General features: G+C 33.5%; 27 protein-coding genes. 26 read left to right on the top strand and 1 reads right to left on the bottom strand.

The window, feature by feature from the left end:
* Nucleotides 1–64: 64 nt before the first annotated feature.
* The 26 genes from V6137_RS15120 to V6137_RS14995 all read left to right on the top strand — a co-directional run bounded on the left by V6137_RS15120 (nucleotide 65) and on the right by V6137_RS14995 (nucleotide 24,981).
* Nucleotides 65–1,540 carry a dihydroorotase gene (locus V6137_RS15120; protein ID WP_425448787.1) on the top strand — a complete coding sequence of 492 codons (1,476 nt, stop codon included), beginning with the start codon at nucleotides 65–67 and terminating at the stop codon, nucleotides 1,538–1,540.
* A 97-nt stretch (nucleotides 1,541–1,637) separates the two neighbouring features.
* Nucleotides 1,638–2,249: a cysteine hydrolase family protein gene (locus tag V6137_RS15115; protein ID WP_425448786.1), complete on the top strand. Its 612-nt coding sequence runs from the start codon at nucleotides 1,638–1,640 to the stop codon at nucleotides 2,247–2,249.
* 123 nt (nucleotides 2,250–2,372) lie between these two features.
* The gene (locus V6137_RS15110) at nucleotides 2,373–2,927 is read left to right on the top strand and encodes a UbiX family flavin prenyltransferase (RefSeq protein WP_425448785.1); all 555 of its coding nucleotides are present in this window, start codon (nucleotides 2,373–2,375) and stop codon (nucleotides 2,925–2,927) included.
* Nucleotides 2,928–2,948: 21 nt separating this feature from the next.
* On the top strand, nucleotides 2,949–4,310 hold the full coding sequence (locus tag V6137_RS15105) for a UbiD family decarboxylase (protein WP_425448784.1): 1,362 nt from the start codon (nucleotides 2,949–2,951) through the stop codon (nucleotides 4,308–4,310).
* 19 nt (nucleotides 4,311–4,329) lie between these two features.
* Complete coding sequence (locus tag V6137_RS15100) at nucleotides 4,330–4,593, top strand: BMC domain-containing protein (protein ID WP_425448783.1); 264 nt, start codon at nucleotides 4,330–4,332, stop codon at nucleotides 4,591–4,593.
* A gap of 22 nt (nucleotides 4,594–4,615) precedes the next feature.
* Entirely contained in the window at nucleotides 4,616–5,143 is a 528-nt protein-coding gene (locus tag V6137_RS15095; RefSeq protein ID WP_425448782.1) for a hypothetical protein, read from the top strand.
* A 16-nt stretch (nucleotides 5,144–5,159) separates the two neighbouring features.
* Nucleotides 5,160–5,549 carry a BMC domain-containing protein gene (locus V6137_RS15090; protein WP_425448781.1) on the top strand — a complete coding sequence of 130 codons (390 nt, stop codon included), beginning with the start codon at nucleotides 5,160–5,162 and terminating at the stop codon, nucleotides 5,547–5,549.
* A gap of 20 nt (nucleotides 5,550–5,569) precedes the next feature.
* Entirely contained in the window at nucleotides 5,570–5,848 is a 279-nt protein-coding gene (locus tag V6137_RS15085; protein ID WP_425448794.1) for a BMC domain-containing protein, read from the top strand.
* Nucleotides 5,849–5,935: 87 nt separating this feature from the next.
* Nucleotides 5,936–6,841 (top strand): hypothetical protein, encoded by a 906-nt coding sequence (locus V6137_RS15080; RefSeq protein ID WP_425448780.1) that lies wholly within the window; start codon nucleotides 5,936–5,938, stop codon nucleotides 6,839–6,841.
* 19 nt (nucleotides 6,842–6,860) lie between these two features.
* Nucleotides 6,861–7,145, top strand: a complete 285-nt coding sequence (locus V6137_RS15075) for a EutN/CcmL family microcompartment protein (protein WP_425448779.1) — start codon at nucleotides 6,861–6,863, stop codon at nucleotides 7,143–7,145.
* A 4-nt stretch (nucleotides 7,146–7,149) separates the two neighbouring features.
* Nucleotides 7,150–8,982, top strand: a complete 1,833-nt coding sequence (gene ade, locus V6137_RS15070; RefSeq protein ID WP_425448778.1) for an adenine deaminase — start codon at nucleotides 7,150–7,152, stop codon at nucleotides 8,980–8,982.
* A gap of 116 nt (nucleotides 8,983–9,098) precedes the next feature.
* The gene (locus V6137_RS15065) at nucleotides 9,099–10,418 is read left to right on the top strand and encodes an NCS2 family permease (RefSeq protein ID WP_425448777.1); all 1,320 of its coding nucleotides are present in this window, start codon (nucleotides 9,099–9,101) and stop codon (nucleotides 10,416–10,418) included.
* Nucleotides 10,419–10,725: 307 nt separating this feature from the next.
* Complete coding sequence (locus V6137_RS15060) at nucleotides 10,726–12,096, top strand: NCS2 family permease (protein WP_425448776.1); 1,371 nt, start codon at nucleotides 10,726–10,728, stop codon at nucleotides 12,094–12,096.
* 178 nt (nucleotides 12,097–12,274) lie between these two features.
* Nucleotides 12,275–13,141, top strand: coding sequence for an FAD binding domain-containing protein (locus tag V6137_RS15055; RefSeq protein ID WP_425448775.1), 867 nt, complete (start codon nucleotides 12,275–12,277; stop codon nucleotides 13,139–13,141).
* 17 nt (nucleotides 13,142–13,158) lie between these two features.
* The gene (locus V6137_RS15050) at nucleotides 13,159–13,638 is read left to right on the top strand and encodes a (2Fe-2S)-binding protein (protein WP_425448774.1); all 480 of its coding nucleotides are present in this window, start codon (nucleotides 13,159–13,161) and stop codon (nucleotides 13,636–13,638) included.
* Nucleotide 13,639: 1 nt separating this feature from the next.
* Nucleotides 13,640–14,917 carry a xanthine dehydrogenase family protein molybdopterin-binding subunit gene (locus V6137_RS15045; RefSeq protein WP_425448773.1) on the top strand — a complete coding sequence of 426 codons (1,278 nt, stop codon included), beginning with the start codon at nucleotides 13,640–13,642 and terminating at the stop codon, nucleotides 14,915–14,917.
* The gene (locus tag V6137_RS15040) at nucleotides 14,914–15,906 is read left to right on the top strand and encodes a xanthine dehydrogenase family protein molybdopterin-binding subunit (protein WP_425448772.1); all 993 of its coding nucleotides are present in this window, start codon (nucleotides 14,914–14,916) and stop codon (nucleotides 15,904–15,906) included. The genes V6137_RS15045 and V6137_RS15040 overlap by 4 nt, the downstream gene beginning before the upstream one ends.
* Nucleotides 15,907–16,030: 124 nt before the next feature.
* Complete coding sequence (gene ade / locus V6137_RS15035; protein WP_425448771.1) at nucleotides 16,031–17,755, top strand: adenine deaminase; 1,725 nt, start codon at nucleotides 16,031–16,033, stop codon at nucleotides 17,753–17,755.
* Nucleotides 17,756–17,900: 145 nt separating this feature from the next.
* Nucleotides 17,901–19,478 (top strand): methyl-accepting chemotaxis protein, encoded by a 1,578-nt coding sequence (locus V6137_RS15030; protein WP_425448770.1) that lies wholly within the window; start codon nucleotides 17,901–17,903, stop codon nucleotides 19,476–19,478.
* 18 nt (nucleotides 19,479–19,496) lie between these two features.
* Nucleotides 19,497–20,516, top strand: a complete 1,020-nt coding sequence (locus V6137_RS15025) for a molybdopterin-binding protein (protein ID WP_425448769.1) — start codon at nucleotides 19,497–19,499, stop codon at nucleotides 20,514–20,516.
* Nucleotides 20,498–21,259 (top strand): selenium cofactor biosynthesis protein YqeC, encoded by a 762-nt coding sequence (yqeC, locus tag V6137_RS15020; RefSeq protein ID WP_425448768.1) that lies wholly within the window; start codon nucleotides 20,498–20,500, stop codon nucleotides 21,257–21,259. The genes V6137_RS15025 and yqeC overlap by 19 nt, the downstream gene beginning before the upstream one ends.
* On the top strand, nucleotides 21,256–21,834 hold the full coding sequence (gene mocA, locus V6137_RS15015) for a molybdenum cofactor cytidylyltransferase (protein WP_425448767.1): 579 nt from the start codon (nucleotides 21,256–21,258) through the stop codon (nucleotides 21,832–21,834). Before yqeC ends, mocA begins: the two co-directional genes overlap by 4 nt.
* A gap of 4 nt (nucleotides 21,835–21,838) precedes the next feature.
* A complete protein-coding gene (gene yqeB, locus V6137_RS15010) occupies nucleotides 21,839–22,651 on the top strand; it encodes a selenium-dependent molybdenum cofactor biosynthesis protein YqeB (protein WP_425448766.1) in 813 nt (270 codons plus the stop codon).
* Between the two features lie 172 nt (nucleotides 22,652–22,823).
* On the top strand, nucleotides 22,824–23,966 hold the full coding sequence (locus tag V6137_RS15005) for an aminotransferase class V-fold PLP-dependent enzyme (protein WP_425448765.1): 1,143 nt from the start codon (nucleotides 22,824–22,826) through the stop codon (nucleotides 23,964–23,966).
* Nucleotides 23,967–24,123: 157 nt separating this feature from the next.
* Nucleotides 24,124–24,639 carry a DUF4446 family protein gene (locus V6137_RS15000; RefSeq protein WP_425448764.1) on the top strand — a complete coding sequence of 172 codons (516 nt, stop codon included), beginning with the start codon at nucleotides 24,124–24,126 and terminating at the stop codon, nucleotides 24,637–24,639.
* Nucleotides 24,640–24,702: 63 nt separating this feature from the next.
* Complete coding sequence (locus tag V6137_RS14995) at nucleotides 24,703–24,981, top strand: YkuS family protein (protein WP_425448763.1); 279 nt, start codon at nucleotides 24,703–24,705, stop codon at nucleotides 24,979–24,981.
* Between the two features lie 32 nt (nucleotides 24,982–25,013).
* On the opposite strand, the gene yyaC is transcribed toward V6137_RS14995, so the two are convergent.
* Complete coding sequence (yyaC, locus tag V6137_RS14990) at nucleotides 25,014–25,613, bottom strand: spore protease YyaC (RefSeq protein WP_425448762.1); 600 nt, start codon at nucleotides 25,611–25,613, stop codon at nucleotides 25,014–25,016.
* Nucleotides 25,614–26,159: the final 546 nt, after the last annotated feature.

Here is a 26,159-nt window from a genome sequence, read left to right as displayed (position 1 = left end):
TTCCGAGGTTTTAAATGTTTACCAAACCATAACTTTTAAAATATAAAAGGAGGTAGTTTGATTAATGTTAGATCTTATTATCAAAAATGCTAAAATTCCTAAGGGTGAAAATGATACGGTAGCTACCAATATATTAGTGAAAAACGAAAAAATATCAGGATTTTTAACGGATATAGATGGCGTGGATGCAAAGGAAACTATAGATGCAAAGGGTAATTTAGTTATACCTGGAGGGTTTGATTCCCATACCCATTTTATGGATCCAGGATTTACCCATAGAGAAAATTTCTTTACTGGCTCGTCTTCGGCAGCTGCCGGTGGTATTACAACAATCATGGATATGCCCTGTTGTTCAAAACCATCAGTTAGAAGTGTAGACCAGTTACACAATAAAATAAATGCTATAAAAGATGATGCTATAGTTGATTATGCCCTATGGGGTGGTGTGACAGGCGAGGATGTAAGGGAAGGAAATCTTCATATTGTTGAGGAGCAGGCAAAGGAAGGTGTATGTGCCTTTAAGGTATATATGACCCCTTCGGTTCCAACATATCCAAGGGTTACTGACCCTGAGATGTTAGAAGCATTTAGGGCAGTGGCTAAAACTGGACTTCCAATAGGAGTACATGCAGAAAATTTTGCAATGGCTGATTTCTATACTAAGAAATTTGAAAAAGAGGGAAGAACCGATGCCCCTGCATGGGCTGAGGCGAGGAATCAACTTGTGGAAAAGGTGGCTATAGAGTTAGTTATTAGTTTTGCAGAAGATACTGGGGCAAGGGCTCATATTGTTCATATGGGTAGCGGTGTCGGTGCTAAACTAATTGGCGAAGCTAAAAAAAGGGGAATTGATGTTACCTCAGAAACTTGTCCCCATTATCTGATATTAGACTATCAAGATGCCATGACTGAACACGGTGCCTTTGCTAAAATAGCCCCTCCATTGAAATCTAAAAAAGACAATCAAGAGTTATGGGAAGGATTAATAAATGGTAGTGTGGATTTTATAGGAACAGACCATGCTCCCTATGAAATTATAACTGAGAAGGCTAAAGATGGCATGACTATATGGGACGCATTTCCAGGAATCCCAGGAGTAGAAACTATGATGCCTATTTTAATAAGTGAAGGTTATAACAAGGGAAGATTAACCCTTAGGCAACTGGTTAATGTAACAAGTACTAATGCAGCCATAAATTACGGTATATATCCTAAAAAAGGTTCAATGGAAATAGGTTCAGATGCTGACTTAACTATTGTAGACCTTGATTATGAATGGACCATAGACCAAGAAAAAACTTTTTCAAAGGCAAAATATAATCCATTACATGGAACCAAAGTTAAAGGAAGACCAATAAAAACAATCCTTAGAGGTAAAGTTATATTTGACTTAGATAAAGGTATAGTAGGAGAAAAGGGATATGGTAAATTTGTTAAGAGACAAAGAATAAGCAAGTTACCTAAATGTTTAAGGTATGCTTCAAGGGAAGATAATGAAAACTGGATTAACAAAGAAAAAGAGTGGATTAACACTAAGTAGCATATAAATATATAGCTTGGTGATAGAATGAACGTCTATTATCTATCACCAAATTAAATAAAATAAATTGTAGATAAGCTAAAGGGAGGAAATTATAATGCCAAGACATGGAATAGTTGTTATTGATATGTTAAATGACTTCGTTGGAGAAAAAGCACCACTAAGATGCCCAGGTGCAGACGATATAGTACCAAACCTACAAAAATTATTTAAGTGGGTAAGAAAGAGAAATGCAGAGGGTAAGGATGATGTTCAATTAATCCATATCCAAGAGGCTCATAGAAAAAATGACGCTGACTTTAGAGTAAGACCAGTTCATGCAGTTGCAGGAACTTGGGGCTCAGACTTTATAAAAGAGCTTTATCCAGAAGGAGAAGAGTACACAATACCAAAAAGAAGACATAGTTCATTCGCTCACACTGATTTAGACTTATATTTAAGAGAAGAAAATATAGATACTGTTGTTGTAACAGGTGTTTGGACTAATGTATGTGTAAGAAGTACTGCTTCAGATGCTCTTTACAATGCATATAAAGTAATCACTATAAGTGACTGTTGTGCATCAAAAACTGAAGAAATGCATGAATATGGACTAAAAGACTTAAGCATATTCACTAAGGTTATGACTTTAGATGAGTATATAGATGCTTGGGAAAAAGGTGTTGACCCATGGTTAGGTGGAGGAGACCAAGATAATAAAGTTGAGTAATATAATATCTGTCTATCCCTATATGGGGTAGACAGACACTATCTTACCATGGGAATAAACCTTCCACCGATAGAGGTGGGAGATTTTTGCTATTTTATACCTTTGTGAAAGTGGTGAACTTGTATGAAAATTGTGGTAGGAATTTCAGGTGGTAGTGGAGCTATTTATGGAGTTGCATTACTAAAGGTATTAAATGACTTAGGAGTAGAAACCCATTTAGTTGTATCAACTATGGGGGAGTATGTTACAGAACATGAATGTGGAGTTACTTTAGAAGAGCTAAAGTCCCTTGCTACATATTATCATGATAATAAAGATTTAGCTGCTCCAATAGCCAGTGGCTCATTTAAAGTGGATGGAATGGTGGTTTTACCCTGTTCTATGAAAACTATTTCGGCAATAGCCAGTGGATATTCCGATGGGCTTTTAACAAGGGCTTGTGATGTAACAATTAAAGAAAAAAGAAAACTTGTGGTTGTACCAAGGGAAACTCCTTTAAGTGTTATACATTTAGAAAACATGTTAAAGCTTGCAAAAATGGATGTAACTGTACTACCTGCGTCCCCAGGGTTTTACAATCATCCTGAAACCATAGGAGATATGGTGAGCTCTATAGTAGGCAGAACTCTAGATCAACTGGGAATAGAGCATAATATATCTAAAAGATGGGGAGAATAATCCACGGAAAGGAGGGATAAGGTGGAAAATCAAATGTTAAGGGCAACAATAGATAAGTTAAAGAGTATGAATGAATTTGAAACCAGCAATACAAAGGTAGACCCTAAATATGAACTGGGAGCGGTTTTAAGTTATTTTGATAATGAGAAACCAGTAATGTTTAACAATGTTAAAGGTTATAATATGCCGGTATTAGGTGGAATATATGGTAACAGGGACATATATTATAAGCTTATGGGTGTAAACACTGAAAATAGACTGAATCATTTTATGAATGCAATAGCTAATCCTAAGCCTTATAAAGTGGTTAATAATGGACCGGTTAAAGAAAACATAATAAACCATAATATAAATATAGAAAGAATGTTACCAATACCAAAATCAAATGGTAAAGATTCTTCAAGTTTTATAACTGCAGGAATGATGATAGTAAAGGATCCAGAAACAGGCCAAAATCATATGGCTGTAAGAAGGTTTCAGGTAAATGGACCAAATGAAGTAAACGCACTAATTTCTCCAGCATCCCCCCTTCTTAATAAACATTTTGCCCAATATGAGAAGACTGGGAAACCGTTAGAGTGTGCAATAGTTTTAGGTTATGATGCAGAGTTTTTACTGGCATCCCAAATAAGTTCTAAAAAATATGGATTAGACAAATATGAAGTGGATAGTGCATTAAGGGGAGAACCTTTAGAATTAGTTAAATGTAACTCAGTAGACTTGGAGGTTCCTGCCTATGCAGAAATTGTACTAGAAGGAACTTTAGTGCCTAATAAGAGGGAAATAGAAGGTCCCTTTGGAGAACTTATGGGATATTATGGTGAGGTGGCACCCCACCCAGTATTTAAAATAAAAACCATAATGCATAGAAATAATCCAATATATCAACATGCTTATCCATCAAGGGAGGAGCACCTTGCAAATGGATTAATAAGGGAAGCAGAACTTTATGCAGCCCTAAGTAACATAGTAGATGTTAATGATGTTAATGTTACAGTTGCAGGGGGTTGTAGGTTCCACAGTATAATATCTATAGATAAGAAGAAAGAAGGGGAACCTAGAAGTGCTATACTATCAGCATTGGGTTGTCATAGTGATTTAAAGCATGTTCTTATAGTTGATAATGATGTAGATATATATGACTATAAGGATATAGAGTTTGCCCTTGCCTCTAGAGTTCAAGCATCTGAGGATATTGTTATTATACCAAGAGCTTTAGGTTCAGGTCTTGAAGCATCCCATGTGGTTAGGGGTGTAACAGATAAGATGGGAATAGATGCTACAATGCCATTAGGTGAGGGAAGAGAAAAGTTTGAAAGAGCAGAAATACCTGGATATGATAATATAGATATAACTAAATATATTCCAGGAATGAAAAAATAAATGAAGGTGGTAATTGACTATGAGACAGGCCATAGGAATGGTAGAAGTAAGAAGCTTAGTTGCCGCTATTCAAGCTGCTGATACAATGGTTAAATCAGCAGATGTAGAGATACAAACTGTTGAATTTGTAGGTTCCGGTGCAGTTGCTGTTATAGTAACAGGAGAGGTAGCAGCTGTTAAGGCTGCTGTTGACAATGCAATAGAAACTGCAGGACAATTGGCAGAGATTATTTCTACAAATGTGATAGCGAGACCTCATGATGAGGTAGATAGGATAATATAACTTTATATGGTGGTGAATTAATATGAAAAACCCATTAACAAGGGTAGTTATGAATAATATCGCCGGAAAGAAAGGTAGTGTAGTAAAGAGAAATAATAATACTGGAGTTAGGGTTACATTAAGTGACATGGAAGAAAAACTCCTTAAAAATGTCATAAACAAAGGGAATAAACCTAACAATACTACTTTAAGTGTAAATAGCACACAAAATAAAACTTATAATAAAGGAAATGACTACAGTAATAATAGACCTGGAAATTTACAAAAGGTTAAACTTGAAGATTTAGCTAAAAATCCCACAACTAAAAGGGATAAACCAGTTACAGAAAGAAGAAATAAAACAATGATGACCTTAAATGAATTGGCTGGGAATAATAAATCTAAAACTTCAAATACTGTAAAAAGAAGTGAAAAACAAACAAATGTAAAAAAAGAAGCTTATAAAAGAAACAATAAAAATGTTAAATCCAATGTGATTGGTAATCTAGAAGCTTATATACCTAAGGTATCATTAGATTCAATAGGGAAAAAAGGCTCCTTAAACAGATAACTGAGGAGGTGTGAAGGTGAGGGCAGCTTTAGGATTAATAGAATCAGTAGGTTTAACAACGGCTATTACAGCTTTAGATGCAGCCAGTAAAGCAGCAGATGTTGAATTGGTTGGATATGAAAAGGTAATAGGTGTTGGTAAGATTGTTAGTGTTACTATCCAATTAGGTGGAGAAGTGGCAGCTGTTAAGGCAGCGGTTGAAGCTGGAGTACAGGCGGCAAATAGAGTAGGAAATGTTGTATCAAGTCATGTTATTCCAAGACCCCATGAAGAAGTTGATAACCTAATAAAAGAATTTCAAAAAGATATTAAAGATTTAAATGAAGAAGATAAAAAAGACACAAAAGATACAAAAAAGCAAAAGAAATCAAAATCAGATAGTAAAGAAAAAGAAACTAAAAAATAATTAAAATTAAAGGAGGAATTATAATGAGTCAAGCATTAGGTATGGTTGAAACGAAAGGTTTAGTAGGATCAGTTGAGGCTGCAGACGCTATGGTAAAGGCAGCTAATGTAAATTTAATAGGTTATGAAAAAATAGGATTTGGATTAGTTACTGTAATGGTAAGAGGTGATGTAGGAGCAGTTAAAGCTGCCACAGATGCAGGAGCTGAAGCGGCAAGAGCAGTGGGAGAATTACATTCAGTACATGTAATACCAAGACCTCATTCTGAAGTTGAGAGGGTACTTCTTAAAAGCGAATAATACTTATTTATAAAAATATTACAAACTTAACGGATAAATTGAAATTCCGTTATAGTAGAGGTTAAACATTTAATGAGGTGTTTAAAAGTGGATAAATATAACTTAACACAGGATATAATAAATCAACTATCCTCTAAAGTTAGTAAAGATTACACAAAGGATATAAAAAGTCCCTATAGAAATATTAAAGTACTGAATAACGGTGTTAATGATTATAGTAATGCTAACAATACTCATGGTTCCCATAAGTATGAGAGCTATTCCTATAATGAAAAGCATATATTGGTTGTTTTCACAGGGACTGATGTTGACATAAGAAAGGCTATTGATGAACTTGTAAAAACAAAGGGATATGGATTCACCTTTGATATAGCCTTTTCAGGTACTGGAGAAGCCCTATTAGACATTGACTATATAAAAACAAAACTTAATCCTAAAAACATTTATACAGAAGAGGATATACTACAAACAGAACAAGTCATTGAAAATGTGGATGGGGTAGTAGTACCTATGACTACACAAAATACTGTTGTAAAACTTTCCCTTGGACTACAAGATAGCTTTATATCCCATGCATTATGGCAAAGCTTATGGCATGATAAACCTGTATTAATGGATTTTGATAATGCCATAACCTATAGGGGAAATACTTCTAAAAGGCCAATGTTACAAACCATGATAGAAGACTATATACAGAAAGTTCAGGTTATGGGAGTTAAAGCAGTTAAAAGAAGGGATTACTTAACAGAGATGTTAAATGTATTTCAGCCAAACGATGGAAAAAAGACAGATAATACTGAAAACATAATAATAGAAGAAGATACAAATAATAATGTGGATAATAAAAGAACTATAGTCACTGAAGGAGACTTAGGGAAACTCATATCAAGAAGCAGTAATAAAAAGGAAGTTTATGTATCTAAGTCATCTATTATAACCCCATTGGCTTATGATGTAGCAAATGAAATGGGAGTTAAGATAATTAAAAAGTGATTTGTAAAGGAGAAGTAGTATGCATATAGGCAGAGTTATCGGAACGGCTGTTGCCACAAGGAAAGATGAAAGGTTAACAGGTAGTAAATTTATGGTTACTCAACCTCTGGATAAAGATTTTAAGCCTATAGGGCAGACTGTTATAGCTGTTGATACTGTAGGGGCAGGAATTGGTGAGGTTGTTTTATATACTAAAGGTACCGCTGCAAGGATTGCAGCCAATAAAAGGGAAGCGCCACTTGATGCGGCAATAATAGGTATAGTGGACAATGTGGATATTTATAAAGAATATTTAGAGGAGTAATAAAATGAAAGGAGGCGTAAAATTGCTAGACGCCCAAGCAATTAAAAAGTCAATAGAATATAGACAACTGATTGATGCATTAATGTCAGACAAGGAATTTGCTGATATAGTGCTTTACAATGGAAATGTTGTAAATGTTATAACTAGAGAGGTATACACCGCTGATATAGCAATGAAAAATGGATATATTTTAGTAGTAGGAAATTCAGAAAACCTTATAGGACCGGAAACTGTTGTTGTAGATGTTACTGGAAAGTATTTAGCGCCGGGATTTATTGATTCCCATATGCACTTCGAAAGTAGTATGTTAACTATTACTGAGTTTACAAGACTATCATTACCTTCAGGAACAACAACATTGGTTGCTGATCCCCATGAGATAGGTAATGCATTAGGCCCTGTGGGTATGAAGGCCATGGCAGATGAAGCAAGTGTTGTTCCAAACCATGTTAAGCTTGTTGTACCAGCATTGGTACCAGACTGTCCAGACTTAGAAACTGCAGGATATGATGTGAATTCTAAACATATGGAAGACTTACTAAACTATCCTAACATAATAGGTATAGGTGAGCTTCAAGGATTTAGTAATGCAAAACATGTATATAATAATACACCAGAAATAATAACTGACCTATTGGCATCAACGTCATATGCTAAAAGTTTAGGTAAGGTTGTTGATGGTAATGCGCCGGAGTTATTTGGAAGCGAGTTAGCAGCCCACATTATAGCAACCGGTAGTAGATGTTCCTGTCACGAAACAACTTCAAAAGAAGAAGCTGTTGAGAAGTTAAGACAAGGAGTATATGTATTTATGCGTGAAGGGTCAACACAGCGTAACATGGCTGAATGTATAAGAGCCGTAACAGAAGAAGGGTTTGACTCTAGAAGATGTATATTAGCTACTGATGATATGGTGGCCGAAGACTTACAAAAGCTAGGTCATATGAATGAAATAGTAAAAAGAACTATAGCTGAGGGAGTAGATCCTGTTGAAGCTATACAAATGGTAACTATAAACCCAGCAACCTACTTTGGTCTAGACGATAGAGGTGTATTAGCTCCAGGTAAGGTTGCAGATATAGCGGTTATAAGTGATCTTAATGAAATGACAGTAGATGCTGTATTTGTTGGTGGTAAATTAGTAGCTTCCCAAGGGGAGTTAGTAATAGATCTTCCTGAATATACTTACCCAGACACTGTTAAACATTCAGTTAAAAGGGGACCTATATCAGCTGAAGAGTTACAAATAAAAGCTTCTGGCAATAGTGTTAAAGGTAGAGCTATAGAGCTTATATTAGACCAAAACTTAAGTGGAAGCTTAGAAGTAGATTTAAAGGTTAATCAAGGTGTTGTTCAAGCAGATGTTAACAATGACATATTATATATGGGATGCGTTGAGAGATACGGAAGAACTGGTAATGTAGGTAAATGTTTCTGTAAAGGTTTTGGATTAAAACAAGGTGCTTTTGCAGAGAGTGTTGCCCATGATACCCATAATATTATGGTAATAGGTACAAATATTAATGATATGGTAACAGCAGTAAATAGAGTAATAGAAATGGGTGGCGGAATAGCAGTTGTTAATAATGGTAGAATTTTAGAGGACTTGAGGTTACCTGTTGGAGGTCTTATTACCGATGAGTTAACAGGACCAGAGGTAAGTGAAAAGGTAGCAAGTCTTGAAAATGTTGTATCACAACAGCTAGGTGGAACTGCCCATGCTCCGTTTATGCATCTATCATTCCTAGCATTATCAACTAGCCCTAAATGGAAATTAACTGACAAAGGATTAATTGATGTAAATAACTTTAAAATACTACCACCTATAGTTGAATAATGAATATCTTGCCCCAATTGGGGCAAGATAACTATATTAAAGAAAGGGATTCCCTTTTTTTAATATTTAAACTTAGGAAAACCTTTCTTTAAAATAAAGTAGAGTGAGGTAGTATAATGGGAACAAAAGATACAAGTTTTCTAGAAAAGAGATTTAAATTATCAGAAAATAAAACCACTGTAAGAACAGAGTTTTTAGCTGGATTTACATCTTTTGTAACAGTAGCTTATATTTTAGTTGTTAATCCAATAATATTATCGGATGCAGGAATGGATAAAGATGCTTTATTTACTACCACAATTTTAGCTTCTATTATTGGAACCCTTGCTATGTCTCTGTTTGCAAATTATCCCTTTGTATTAGCTCCAGGGATGGGATTAAATGCATTCTTTGCCTATTCTGTTGTTTTAAATATGGGTTATTCATGGCAGTTTGCATTAACAGCAGTATTTATAGAGGGATTAATTTTTATAGTTTTAACCTTTTTAAATGTAAGGGAAGCTATTATAGAGGCAATCCCTATTAATATAAAACATGCTGTTAGTGTTGGAATAGGTTTGTTCATAGCCTTTTTAGGTCTAAGAAGTGCAGGCATAATAGTTGCAGATCCTGAGGGAACACTAATTAAGCTTGGAGATGTAACTGAATATGGACCTTTAGTAACAATTATAGGTCTTATCATAACAGGTGTATTGGTTGCTAAAGATATTAAAGGTGGATTATTGATAGGTATAATAGCCAGTACTATTGTGGGAATACCTTTTGATATAACTCCTATGCCAAGTAAGGTTATAGATTTACCACCCTCTATAAAGCCTATAGCATTTCAGTTTGTTGGATTTGATCAGATATTTTCATGGGATATGTTAATAGTACTATTTACATTTTTATTTGTTGATTTATTTGATACAATAGGAACCCTTTTAGGGGTTGCATCGAAGGCGGATATGCTTGATGATGATGGAAATCTTCCGGGGGCAAAACCAGCATTATTTGCAGATGCGGTAGGAACTACATTTGGAGCTGTACTAGGAACCAGCACAGTAACAACAACGGTAGAAAGTGCAGCGGGGGTTGCAGAAGGTGGGAGAACAGGTCTTACTTCATTAGTAACTACGGTTTTTTTTGCATTGGCCCTATTATTTTCACCTATACTCACTATAATACCGGCTCAGGCAACGGCACCGGCTTTAATAATAGTTGGATTGTTTATGATGTCACCAATAACTAAAATTGATTTAAATGATTTTACAGAGGCAATACCTGCATTTTTGACAATAATAATGATGCCCCTGGCATTTAGTATAGCAGAGGGATTAGTATTTGGAATGGTTTCCTATGTATTATTAAAAGTTTTTACAGGAAGGGGAAGGGAAGCATCACCGATACTATATATATTGTCTATATTGTTTGTATTAAAGTATATTGGATTGTAAACAATAGAATTATCTTCCCTAAATGGGAAGATAAATATAACCTATAATATCCATTAAGTACAGAAAAAGTTTCTGTACTTAATAGACATTATAATGTATAATAGATATAACTAGACATATGGCGAAAACGTTAACACGATATCAATATAAATTATTTGAAAATTCTTTTTAATCAAAATAACCTGTTTTTCATGTTTGTTATCAACTTAATCCACACGTATGTTATCATATTTATGATAAATAAAAACATATGAAAGGGGGATAGTGGACAAGTTTTATAATAAAAATAAAATTAAGGGGGAAACTTATGAGTACTAAAATGAGTACTGAAAAAAGTTTTTTGGAAAGACAGTTTAAGTTAAAAGAGAATGGAACAAATGTAAAAACAGAAATAATAGCAGGTATTACTACTTTTATGACAATGGCTTATATCTTAATAGTTAATCCAGATACGTTAAGTAAAGCAGGAATGAGCTATAGTGGAGTGTTTGCAGCAACGGCTATATCAGCTGTTATAGCAACCCTTTATATGGCAATTAGAGCAAACTATCCATTTGTACTAGCACCAGGAATGGGACTTAATGCATTCTTTGCATTTTCAGTTGTTATAGGAATGCAAAAATCATGGCAATTTGCATTAACAGCAGTGTTAATAGAGGGTTTAATATTTATATTATTAACTGCCTTTAATGTTAGAGAAGCAATAGTTAAGGCTATACCCATAAACTTAAAACATGCTGTATCAGTGGGTATTGGATTATTTATAGCTTTTATAGGACTTTCTAATGCAGGAATAGTACAAACAGGTAAACTTATGTATCAGGACGGTAAATTATTACCAAATGCAGGGGGACTTATAGTCCATTTAGGAGACATAACAACTGCAGGACCATTATTGACTATAATAGGTGTAATAATAACAGGAATATTATTAGTTAAAAACGTAAAAGGTGCATTATTGATAGGTATAGTTGGTACAACTATAATTGGTATTCCAATGGGAATAACTAATGCTCCTGAAAAGATAATGGAGTTACCAACAGCTATAAGTGATGTTGCATTTAAATTTGTTGGATTTGAAGAAATATTTTCATTTGATATGGTTGTAGTATTATTCACTTTCTTATTTGTGGATATGTTTGATACTATAGGAACCCTTGTTGGGGTTGCTTCAAAGGCGGACATGCTTGATAAGGAAGGTAACTTACCAAATGCAAAACCGGCATTATTTGCAGATGCTATAGGAACTACATTTGGAGCTATGTTAGGAACTAGTACAGTTACAACCTATGTTGAAAGTGCATCAGGAGTTGCAGAGGGTGGTAGAACAGGTCTTACGGCACTAACCAGTGCAGGATTATTTGCGGTAGCATTATTCTTTGCACCATTATTTGGGGTTATTCCTACTGAGGCAACAGCACCGGCACTTATATTAGTTGGACTATTTATGATGTCACCAATATTAAAAATAGATTTAGCCGACTATACAGAAGCGATACCGGCATTTTTAACAATAATAATGATGCCTCTAGCTTATAGTATAGCCGATGGTATAGTATTTGGTATGGTTTCATATGTACTAATTAATATTTTCTCGGGTAAAGCTAAAAAAGTTTCACCGGTAATGCTTATACTATCAATACTATTTGTATTAAAGTTTGTTGTAGATAAACTGTAATAATATAATAAAAAAACCCTATATCACCCTGGTGATATAGGGTAATAACTATAAGAAATAAGCTTAGAAAAGCTTCTAAGTTTGTTTGTGATAGTTATTAAGTCAATTGAAAATTAATAAAACTATACTAAAAGGGAAGGAATCTTCCCTTTTAGCATTTAGAAAGAGGAGGAAACTTATGGAACTAAAAAAGGTTTATAAGGCTAATAGTGTAGATGAAGTTATTAATCTACTAGATAAATACGGTGATAATGGGAAGATAATAGCAGGAGGAACAGACTTAGTAATAGATATAAAACACGATAAGCTAAAAGAAAAAGTTATTATAGATATATCTAGTATAGATGAAATATCTAAAATAGAAGATAATGGAGACTATATTGAACTAGGTGCTGCTACTACATTTACTAATACATCTAAAAGTAACAAATTAAATGTTAGATACGATGGTCTTAAAAAGGCGGCTAAATCTGTTGGGTCTCCCCAAATAAGAAATAAAGGTACTATAGGGGGAAACATATGTAATGGATCCCCAGCAGCAGATACAGTACCGCCACTATTATCACTTGATGCTGTGGCAGTTATAAAAAGTAAAGATGGTAAAAGGGAAGTAAAATTAGAAGAAATATTTTTAGATAAGGGTAAAGTTGATTTAAAAGATGATGAATTTTTATACTCTGTTAAATTTAAAAAACTAGCCGAAAACGAAGGTCTTGGGTTTAGTAAGTTAGGACTTAGAAAAGCTTTAGCAATATCTAGAATATGTACAAGCGTATATGTAAAAATTAATAAGGAAAACATATGTGAAGATATAAGAATAGCCAATGGAGCTGTTGGCAGATATGGTCTTAGAGAAAGGGAAGTTGAAGACTTTTTAAAAGGGAAACAACTAAACGATGATATTATCATTGAAGCTTCACAGGTTATGGAGGATGTTATTAAGACAAGACTTAAGGGAAGATCTAGCATGGAATTTAAAGGTGAAGCAATAAGGGGAACATTTAAAGATGCTATAAAAAAAGCCATTACTAATGGACAACAATAGAAAGTGTGGTGTTTAATATGAAAGAGATAAATATTACTGTAAATAATAAAAAGTATAGTTTAAATATAGATGAAGATTTAAGGCTTGTGGATTTATTAAGGGAAGAATTAAGGCTTTTAGGAACTAAAGAAGGATGTGGAGAAGGTGAATGTGGAGCCTGTACAGTGATTATGGATGGAGAAATTGTAACATCTTGTCTTGTTATGGCTTTTCAAGCTGATGGCTCTGAGATAATAACAATAGAAGGGCTTCAAAATGATGATGGAACCATACATCCTATACAACAGGCATTTTTAGATGAAGGTGCTGTTCAGTGTGGTTTTTGTACTCCAGGAATGGTCTTATCAGCTAAAGCTTTACTTGATAAAAACCCATCTCCAACTAGGGAAGAAATAAGGGAAGGTATATCGGGGAATCTATGTAGATGTACAGGCTATAATAAAATAGTTGATGCCATAGAGAAGGCATCTAAATTGCTTAAAGAAGGTGATGAGTAATATGAAGAAGTTAAAAGTTGTAGGTAATAATATAATAAGGGTCGATGGATTATCAAAGGTTACAGGAAAAGCAGCATATCCAGCGGATATATATATGGATAATATGTTATATGGAAAGACTTTAAGATCGGAAAAACCCCATGCAAATATAGAAATAGATGTTACGGAAGCCGAAAAGTTAGATGGAGTGGTTAAGGTTTTAACATATAAGGATGTTCCAGGGCATAATGAACACGGGGTATTATTTAAAGATCACGAAGTTTTATGCGAAAAAAGAGTTAGAAGAATAGGAGACCCAATAGCATTTGTAGTGGCAGAATCAGATAAAATAGCAAAGAAAGCACTAAAGTTAGTAGATGTTAAGTATGAAGAAATTCCCGCAGTTTTTGATCCGGTTGAAGCTATGAAAGATGATGCACCGAAGGTTCATGGAGATAGTAATATAATATATCATTATAAAATAAGAAAAGGTGATATTGACCATGCCTTTGAAAAATGTGATGTTATAGTAGAAAATGAATATAAAACACAAATGGCAGAACACGTATTTTTACAACCGGAGGCAGGAGTGGCCTATATAGATGATGATGGCACAATAGTTGTTGTTGCAGCTACACAATATCCCCATTTTGATCAGCTAGAAGTTTCTGAAGCTATGGGGGTAGATATAGAAAATATTAGAATAATAAACCCTGCAGTGGGGGGAGCCTTCGGAGGTAGAGAGGATATAACCCTTCAAATACATTTAGCAATGGCAGCTAAAATAACAGGAAGACCTGTAAAAACAGTTTACTCTAGGGAAGAGTCCTTTCAGGCCCATTCAAAGAGACATCCTATGACAATGAAGTGTAAAACTGGGGCCGATAAAGATGGTAATCTAGTGGCTTTTGAGGCTGAAATAATAGGAGATACAGGAGCATATGCATCATGGGCAATAAATGTATTAAGAAAGGCAGGGGTCCATATATCAGGTCCCTATGAAATACCAAATGTAAAGGTAGATAGTTATGCTGTATATACTAATAATCCATTTGCCGGTGCAATGAGAGGGTTTGGTGCAACTCAGGTTCCTGTGGCCCATGAACAGCAAATGGATATATTAGCTGAAAAATTAAACATAGACCCTGTAACTATAAGAATGAAAAATATGTTTAGATTAGGGTCTGAAACGGCAACGGGACAGATATTAGAAGAGAGTGTACCTTTGGATAGATGTTTAGAAGAGGTTGAAAAAAAGATGAAAATAAAAGAAAATTATACCGGTGGTGATAACCAATGAAAAAGACAGGTAAAGGAGTAGGAATAATATTTTATGGTACAGGTTATGGTAATGGATTCCCCGATGTGTCAAAATCAAAGGCTCAACTAAGGGAAGATGGTAAGGTTGAAATATATGTTGGAGCCACCGAGGTTGGACAAGGGGCTAAGACAGTTATGAGTCAGATAGCTGCGGAAGCATTGGGACTTAAGTTTGAAGATATAGTATTTATTAATGAAGATACTAAAATAACCCCAGACTCAGGAACTGCTGCAGCCAGTAGACAATCATATAATACAGGAAATGCCATAAAGAAATCTGCAGAAAAATTAAGACAAAGAATAATAGATATAGCTAAGGAAAAACTAGGATTAAACACCAATATAGGTATAGAAATAAAGGATGGCTATGTATATGTAAAGTCTTTCCCTAAAAAGGGAATTACCTTTAAAGAGATAGCTAAAAACTTTAAAGATGAACCTTTATATGAAAATGGAGAATTTACAGCTCAAACAACGGAGATGGATGCAGAGACAGGACAGGGAGCCCCTTACTGGCCATACACATTCTGTGCCTGTGGGACAGAAGTTGAAGTTGATACTGAAACTGGTGTAGTTACAGTTTTAGATGCAGTTTTAGCCCAAGATGTTGGTAAGGCCTTAAATCCTAAGCTTATAGAGGGACAAATGGATGGTGGATTTGCCATGGGTATGGGATATGCAATATTTGAAGACCTAAAGTTGAAAAATGGTGTTATGAAAAATAATAGTTTTACAAACTATCTAATACCTACCGCTTTAGATATGCCAGATGTAAAGAATGTTATAGTAGAAGACCCTGAATCAACGGCACCCTATGGTGCAAAAGGTATAGGGGAACCGGTTATGATACCAATAACCCCAGCAATATTAAATGCTATATATGATGCCATAGGAGTAAGGATAACGGAAATACCAGTTAAACCAGATAGTATATTAAAGGCTTTAAAAGAGAAAAATAAAAACAGTTAAAAACTCCATTATAACTTCTAGTAACTTTAAAATTATTCGAAGTTACCTTAATAAAAAATAAAAAGGTAAGGACATATATTCTAGTCCTTACCTTTACCTTAAACTTTAAAAGGGGTGTAATCCTATGAAAGAAGATATAAAAAGCAATATAGATTTAGCTGCCGGGAGAAAAAAGGCAGAACTAGTACTTAAAAATGGAAAAATTATAAATGTATTTTCCCACGAAATTATTGAGGGAGATATAGCAATAGATAAGGGGAAGATAGTTGGTATAGGGGAATATGAAGGAGAGGAAGAGATAGATTTAGAAGGAAAGTATATATCTCCAGGTCTTATAGATGGTCATGTTCATATTGAATCATCAATGGTTTCACCACCACAATTTGCAAGGACAGTTTTACCCACGGGAACTACTACTATAATAGCAGATCCTCATGAAATAGCTAATGTATGCGGTTTGGAAGGCATAAGGTATATGATAGATTCAAGTGAAAATCTTCCCATGAATATATTCTTTATGTTGCCATCCTGTGTTCCAGCTACCAGTTTTGAAAATTCAGGTGCAGTATTAGATGCTAAAAAACTAGAAAAATTAATACATAATGATAAGGTCCTAGGCCTTGGGGAGCTAATGGATTATCCATCGGTTATAAATGGAGATAAAGGAGTTATAGAAAAAATTAAAATAGCAGGGGATAAGTTAATTGATGGTCATGGACCTGATATAGAAGGAAAGGATTTAAATGCCTATGCAATGGCTGGGGTTAGAACGGAGCATGAATGTTCCACGGTTGAGGAAATGATAAATAGACTAAGACTGGGAATGTATATCCTTATAAGACAAGGCTCTGCAGCAAGGAACCTAGAAACCTTAATAAGAGCTATTAATAAAGAGAATTTAAGAAGATGCTTATTTTGTACAGATGATAGACATCCAGAGGATATATTAAATAAGGGTCATATAGATAATAACGTTAGGTTGGCTATAAAAAATGGATTAGACCCTATTTCTGCAATTAAAATGGGAAGTATCAATGCTGCAGAATGTTATGGACTTAAAGAAATAGGGGCCATAGCCCCGGGATACAATGCTGATTTACTAATACTAGATGATTTAGATAAATTTAATGTGGTTGAGGTATATAAAGATGGTAAAATCGTTGCTAGGGATAAAAGGGCACTATTTGATGTTGTGTCTCCAGATAACTCTAAAGTTGTAGACACCATAAACATAGGAGATATAAATAAAGAAGATTTAGAAATAAAATTAGATAATGATATTGTAAATGTTATGCGACTACTGCCCCATAGTTTAGTTACAGAAAAGGTAGTAAGAAAAGTCGGAACAGAAAATGGACTATTTAAACATCATAGGAGTCTAGACATACTAAAAATTGCTGTGGTTGAAAGACATAAAGCTACAGGGAACATAGGTCTTGGACTAGTTGAAAACTTTAAACTAAAAAATGGAGCAATAGCATCAACAATAGCCCATGATTCCCATAATCTCATAGTTATAGGGGACAATGATAAAGATATGCTACTTGCTATAAAAGAAGTATCAAGTATTGGCGGTGGAATTGCCATATGCTCAGAGGGAAAGGTACTTAATTCGGTATCATTACCTATAGCAGGACTTATGTCAGATATGTCCATGGAAGATGTTGATGATAAACTATCCCATATGTTAGAAATAGCCTATAACAAATTACATGTTAACAGGGATATAGACCCCTTTATGACTTTATCATTTTTAGCTCTTCCAGTTATTCCCGAAATTAAAGTTACGGATATGGGACTATTCGATGTAACTAAGTTTGACTTTACAGATATTGTTATAAATGATTAGGAAACTATATATTAAAGAATAGATAAGGAAAGCTTTGGCTAGAGTCGAAGTTACAAATTCATTGTATAGGGTCTAGACATGTCTAGACCCTATGGGTTGTTTTAGAGAAGAAAATAAAAATAGGGTTAATGGAGGAGGGACTAACTTGAAGAATGGAGAGGTAAAGCGATTTATTGGATTTTATATTATGTTATTAATGGTTGCTATAATTACATTTATTATTAGTAATATTTTTGAAGTATTATTTCTAAACATTATATTTATAGTAACTTTACCATTGGTATTTTCCTTTATCTTATATAAAAATTATAATAAATATATTAAAGGGTTAAAAGAATTTATAAGTAGAATAAATAAAAATGACTTATTGTTTGATATAGAAGATATTGATGGGATGAATAAGGAAAATAGTGGAGACCTAGAGGAAATGTTAAATACCCTTAAGGATAATTTTAAAAGGCAAGCCAATTTGTCAAAAAACATTTTGGAAATAGGAGAAAAATTACAATATATATCCAACGAATCGGATAATACCATGGAGAGTATGGCATCATCAATGGATATAGTTAGTGAAAATGGAAGTGAGCAATATAGTATGTTGATGGATACAAGTGAAAGTTTTGCATTGAGGGCTAAAGAGCTTAATAATGCAAATGAAACATTTAATGAAACCGCAGCCTTTACAGAAAAATCTATAAAGGTCGCCCAAAGAGGAATAGAATCTACACAACAGATAAAGGATAAGGTAAATAATATTAAAGATACTATAGTTAACACTGATGAAAGGATAAACCTATTGAAAGAAGAGTCAGAGGAAATAGGGAAGTTAACAGAATTAATAAACTCCATAGCTGAAGAAACAAATATGTTAGCTTTAAATGCATCAATAGAGGCGGCGAGGGCTGGGGAACATGGCAAGGGTTTTGCTGTGGTTGCAACTGAAGTTGGCAAACTATCATCTGAAACATCAAAGGTCTCTAAAAAAATTGATGGGGTTATATCAAAATTTAAAGAAGAAATAAGCAGTATATCATCATCGATGGACTATGAGGTCAAGAAGGTACAAGACACATCCTTATTGATAGAAACTATGATTAATGAGTTTTATAATATGGGGCAGGATCTTAGAAAGTCTATTGAAGATATAAAAAATGTACAAGGTATATTTAATAGAATAAGCGACGAAGATAAGAAAATAGTAAAGGTAATCGATGATATTACTAAATTTGCTGATGACATATCAAGTCAAATGGAAAGTTCATTATCATATGTAAGGCTTCAGAAGGATAAAACTAATGACATCAAACAAATAATATTAAATCTTAATAATAGGGCAGATGATATGCAACAATATGTGACTAATCAAGTTATGGAAGGTAAGATGAAAAGGGACCTTATATATATATATAAAGAATTGAAAAATAAAAAGATAACAGATAATCTAGTGAAAGAAATGCTAGAGAAGACAAACGTTGACTCTATATATGAAACCAATAAAGAAGGTGTGGTAACATATTGTAATGAGAAGAATTCTATAGGATTAAACCTATATGAGGTAGATAAAAGTTTTTTAGAACTTAAACAGGGAAAAAGAAAGTATATAACAACTCCTATAAAGAAACGGGCTGAGGATGGAAAATTATTTAAGTTTTTAGCCACTATAGACGATGAAGGAAAGATATATCAAGTTGGATTATCAGTTAAATCACTTTTAAACTTTTAAGAAAATGGAGGGCTAATTATGAAAAAAATAAAAGTGGAAGATGCCGTGGGGATGATTTTAGCCCATGATCTAACCAAAATTGTTCCTGGAGAATTTAAAGGTGCAGCATATAAGAAGGGCCATGTAATAAGTGAAGAGGATATAGATAAGCTAAAGGATATGGGGAAAAACCATATTAATGTTTTAGAATTAACTGAAAAAGATATTCATGAGGATGATGCTGCCCAAAGAATAGCAGATGCAATAGGGGGAGAAGGCTTATATTATACAGATCCTTCAGAGGGGAAAGTAAGTCTTAAATCGAAAGCTAAAGGGATTTTAAAAATAGATGTGGATAGGTTAGATAGTATAAACGATATAGAACTGGTAATAGTATCAACCCTTCATAATAATACCCTTGTAGATAAAGGGCAGGTGGTTGCTGGGACTAGGATAATACCATTAGCCACCGAAAAGGATAAAATAGAAAAAATAGAAAATATATGTAAAGGCACTGGAGGCATAATTAAAATAAATAGCTTAAAGTCTATGAAAGTAGGTATAGTAACCACGGGATCTGAAGTATATGATGGACGAATCAAAGATAAATTTGGACCTGTACTAAAGGATAAGATAAACCATTATGGAGGAGAATTTGCAGATATAGAATATGCCCCCGACGATTTAGAAAAGATAGAGGGTTCAATAAGAAAACTTATAGATAGAGGGTGTGAAGTTATTTTAACTTCAGGGGGAATGTCCGTTGATGCAGATGATGTAACTCCAACTGCCATAAGAAATGTATCCAATGAAGTGATAACATATGGTTCTCCCATACTTCCAGGAGCCATGTTTATGCTGGCCTATAAAAATGAGGTTGCTATATTAGGGATACCGGCCTGTGGAATGTATCATAAAACTACGGTTCTTGACTTGATATTCCCAAGGGTATTAACAGGGGAAAAGTTAACTAGAAAGGATATAACCAAACTAGGTCATGGTGGGTTATGTATGAAGTGTGATGTTTGTAGATATCCTATATGCCCCTTTGGAAAGTGATGATAATGAATGTATATAAATATTTTAATATTCACCTTAACAAAAAAGAATTTATAACATTAGTTGGTGGTGGTGGAAAAACCACCACCATGTTTAGATTGGCAAAGGAACTTAAAAGTAAAGGTAAAAATGTGTTGGTAACGACCACAACGGCAATATTTAAACCACATTTTGATAGTTACGACAATCTAATTGTTTCACAAGAAACAATTAATTTTGACATAAAAACAGGAGGCTCAATAATTGTATTAGGAAGAAATATATCAAAAAACAACAAACTTTTAGGGATAAATAAGAATTTGTTAAATAGCATATATAACAGAAATATATTTGATTATATTATCTGTGAAGGGGACGGCTCAAAAAGAAAAGCTATAAAGGCTCCTGACAAACATGAACCTGTAATTCCCGATAATACATCAATGGTTATAGGAGTTATAGGGCTAGATTCCATAGGAAAACCCATAGCTAAGGACTATGTCCATAGGCCTGAAATTTTAGCCAATATATTAAATAAAAATAGGGGAGAAGTTTTAGGGGAGAAAGATGTATATAGACTTATAGTTCATAAGGATGGTTTATTTAGAAACAGTCCCCAAAACAGTAAAAAATACGTATTATTAAATAAGGCTGACAAAGACTTAAATAATTCAGGTAATTTTATAAAGGAATTATTTAAAGATAATAGGTCTTTTATAAATGGAATTATTGTTGGTAGCATGAAGGAGAATGGATATAAATGATAACAGCAATTATCATGGCATCGGGATATTCAAAGAGAATGGGTGAAAATAAGCTAACTTTAACTATAAATGGGATTCCAGTTATAGAGAGGGTTATAAGGAGTATAGTAGCTTCTAATGTGGATGAAGTGATATTAGTATATAGAGATATTGAAGTTAAAAATATAGGAAATCCATATGGCATAAAGTGTGTATATAATGAGAACGCATATAAAGGGCAGAGTGAGTCTATTAGACTTGGTATAAATAACTCTAATAAAGATACAGGGGGATATATGTTTTTAGTTGGAGACCAACCCTTTTTAACAAGTAATACTATAAATAGACTTACCGTTATATTTTCTAAAGATAACTCTGGTATAATCTGCCCAAGATATGACGGCGATAGGGGAAATCCCGTTATATTTCATGCTAAATACAAAGATGCTCTTTTAAAGTTAAAAGGCGATAATGGGGGCAGAGAAATTATAAGAAAAAATACTGAAGATATAAGATTTGTGGACATTAAAGAAAAAATATTAGGTACAGATATGGATACCAAGGAAGAATATAACAGGATAAAGAAATGGAGATGAAAACATGAAGGGTATAGTTATAGTAAGGGGTGGAGGAGATATTGCCACAGGGGTTATACAAAAACTACATAGAAGTGGATTTAAGGTATTGGTTCTTGAAATAGAAAAACCCCTTGTGATAAGAAGAACCGTGTCTATTGCCCAAGGAATATTTGATGGAGAAATAATAATAGAAGATATTAAAGGGGTTAAAGTCGATAATGTTGCTGAAATAAAAGAAGAATGGGATAAAAACAATATACCTATTATAATAGATAGGAATTGTAGTATTATAGATAAGATAAAGCCTAGAGTCTTGGTTGACGCAATCATGGCTAAGAAAAATATTGGAACAACTAAAACCATGGCTGATATAACCATAGGATTAGGTCCAGGTTTTAAGGCGGGAGAAGATGTTGATGTTGTAATAGAAAGTAATAGGGGGCATGACCTAGGGAGATTAATATTTGATGGATATGCAGAAAAAAATACAGGGATACCTGGCAAAATCATGGGTTATACAAAGGAAAGGGTTATAAAGTCACCAGCTACAGGCATTATAAAGCATATATCATCAATAGGGGATAATGTGAAAAAAGGAGAAGTCATAGCCAAGGTTGGAGAGGAGCCGGTTTATTCTAAATTAGATGGTACTTTAAGGGGGTTGATAATGGAAGGACTATATGTAAGTGAGGGGCTTAAAATAGCAGATGTTGACCCTAGGGGTATAAAAAAACATTGCTATAGTATATCTGAAAAGGCTAGGGCCATTGGGGGAGGAGTTTTAGAGGCAATCTTATATAAGATGAGAGGGGAGAATGGAGAGAGGAGAGATTAAATTCAATTGCTACTATAACTATGTAGGGGGGGAATTTACCTCCTGTTATAAATGAGATAGAAAAATGGTGAAAAATAGAAAATACCTATAGAAAAATCCGATAGACTTCTAATATATTATGATATTTAATATGATATAATATTATTAGTAATATTAATCGGAGGTGAGAGTTTTGATTTATTTAGATAATGCAGCTACAACATATCCTAAACCTAATATGGTCTATGAATCCATAATGGAAGCAATGAAGGAATATGGAGCTAATCCAGGGAGGTCAGGACATAGGTTGGCTCTTAAGGCAGGAAGAGCTATTTTTGAAACCAGAGAGCTAATATGTAAACTATTTAATATAGATAATCCCATGAATATTATATTTACTTATAATGCTACTGATGGATTAAATTTAGCTATAAAGGGATTATTAAAACCGGGAGATCATGTAATAACATCATCTATGGAACATAATTCTGTTTTAAGACCTATTAAAACATTAGAAAAAGTAGGGGTTAAAAATACTATTATAGATTGTAATATAGATGGTAGCATAAATTTAGAAGATATAAAGGCAAATATAACTGAAGATACCAAATTAATAGTAACAACCCATGGGTCCAATGTTACTGGTACATTGTTTCCTATAAAAGAAATAGGTAAAATAGCTAAGGAAAATGATATTTATTATATGGTAGATGCAGCTCAAACAGCAGGTGTATATGATATAGATGTTAAGGATATGAATATAGATATTTTAGCATTTCCGGGACATAAAAGTTTACTTGGCCCCCAAGGTACAGGAGGATTATATATTAAAGATGGGATTGATATAATCCAAATGAAAGAAGGGGGAACAGGAAGTAAGTCTGACTTACTAACTCAACCGGAGATGCTACCGGATAAATTTGAAAGTGGTACACCTAATACTCCTGGAATAGTAGGCTTAGGTGCCGGTGTAAGATATATACTAGATAGGGGTATAGAAAATATAAGAAAACATGAACAGGATTTAACCAGTTATTTTATAGAAGAGCTTAGTAAGATCGATATTGTAAATATATATGGACCTAAGGATATAATAAAACAAGCTCCAGTTGTGTCTATTAATATAGGAGAAGAGGATTCATCGGAGGTTAGCTATGTATTAGATAAGGTATTTAATATAGCTGTAAGACCAGGTTTACATTGTGCACCTTTATCCCATAAAACTACAAAAACATTTGAACAGGGAACGGTGAGATTTAGTATAGGGGCATTTAATACCCATCATGATATAGAGAAGGCAATAGAGGCAGTAAGAAATATATGTAGTGAAATATAGATTTATAGCTTATTTCTGATAAGTGATAAAAATGGTCCCTTTTTTATCACTTATCATAGATATGTTTTATTATTGGATAATTATAAATTTATATTTAAAAGGATTTTGGAATGAAATGTAGAAATATATGTAGAAAAGGTGAAAGGAGAAAGGAAAGATGGGTTCTATTATAGATATTATTAATAATAATTCTGAAATTATTATTTTAAGTCTTAGTATATTATCCCTATTACTTCTTGTACTATTTATAATAAGTCAAATTAGGATTTCATCAATTGCTAAAAAGTATAATAGGTTAATGGATGGGGCTGATGGAAATTCTATAGAGGAGATGCTTATAGATCACATTGATAACGTGAATAGTGTAAAGGGTGATATAACAGAATTAAAGGGGTTTTGTGAAGATTTAGATAAGAGATTAAGACTGTCCATTAAAAATGTAGGATTTATAAGGTATAGTGCCTTTGAAAATGTAGGTAGTGATTTGAGTTTTTCCATAGCTTTAATGGATGAAAACTTAGATGGATTTGTTATAACAAGTATATATGGTAGGGAAGAATCAAATACCTATGCTAAACCAATAGAGAATGGGAAATCCAGTTATGTATTGTCAGAGGAAGAGTTAAAGGCAGTGGATAGGGGTATCAAAGGATTAAAAAAATCTAGTATATAATTAGGTATAAAAACACCGTCACTTATGGATACTAACTGTATATCATAATAGTGGGGTGTTTTTATGCATAAAAAGTTAGCTATTCAACAGGGACTAGATAACATAAAAGAGGGATTAATTAATAGGGGATACGATGTATATGATTTAGATGAAAATCAAGAGGTTGAAGCAATAATATACATGGCCGATGGATATAATATCCCCTATGAAAATCAAATGGTAAGTCTAAGGAGAGAGGATATAGGGGGCAAATCCGCAATTCTTGTAAATGCTACAGGTAAAACCATTGATGAAATAGATAATATTATAAAAAACAAAGTTTATAGCCCTTTATTTGAATAAAAAATATTCCCATGTTAGTATGGGAATATTTTTTATATTTTTATTCTTACATGGTTATTGCTTTTGTAATATTTCCAAAAAGCGGTATTAAAACTACGGGATATAATATCAGCCATGTTCATAACGGTACTTAATCTAGTGTTTTGTAAAATTACATATTCCATAAAACCCCCTAAGTTCACAACTCCAGTTATATGTATATGTCCCACTTGAGGCAAGTCTTTATTAACTCCTGCTCCAGGTTTTAGGGGACCTTTTCCTATGGAAATAAAACCAATACGGTCTTGTTTCCCTAAGCATGCATCTATGGCAATAATAAAGGGAGAATCATGATTATCTTCTATATAATTTATCTTTTCATTAAGATTTTTAGCATGTACCGGATTCTCTAAAGTTCCAATTACATAAATATCAGGATATCTTTTTAATATACTATTGAGTTTATGTCCCACCAATGGACCAAGGGCATCCCCAGTTGAGCGATCTGTTCCTATACAAACTATTACTATATCATTATAGTCATCGTCATAATAACTATTTATGTAGTCTAGAATCATATTACTAAACTTACTGACTGCCATTAGGGACTTTGAGTCGATGCTACTTCTATCACTTTTTAATAATAAGCCCATATTAGTTCCTCCTAAACTAGAATAAAAACATTTTGTCTATTAACTTAAAGTTTCTCCAAAAACACTATTTATAATTCATATGATTCTTTTATTCTTTAAATAACCACTTTATTTAAAGAATAGAGAATAAAGAATAAAGAATAGATAAGGTGCAAAGTGGCCCACGGCCACTTTGTTTTTATATAATGAGATTTTACGACTGTAGGGAGTAAAATAACCATATTTATTCTCTATTCACTATTCTTTATTCTTTTTTTAAAAAGCCTGTTGACATATAAAAGGAAACCTGTTATAGTATTAAGAGTCGTCAACAAAAACGACAAATTGTTTCAAGAGTTTTAAAAAAGTTCTTGACGGATTCTAAAGAATCTGATATAGTATTAAGAGTCGCAACGAAAGAGAATGTTGCAGAAAACAAATTTGGTCTTTGAAAATTAAACAGTGCAAGTCAAGCACATCCCAGATATTAATTTGAGATGAAAAACATTTAACACCAGCGTCACATTGAGTGACAGGTAACAAAACTTTTAATTTGAGAGTTTGATC

This window comes from Dethiothermospora halolimnae, from assembly GCF_037577855.1.
Classification (GTDB): Bacteria; Bacillota; Clostridia; order Tissierellales; family VENL01; genus Dethiothermospora; species Dethiothermospora halolimnae.
Note: the sequence above shows the minus strand (reverse complement) of the source record. Positions and strands in the feature narration are given on the sequence as shown.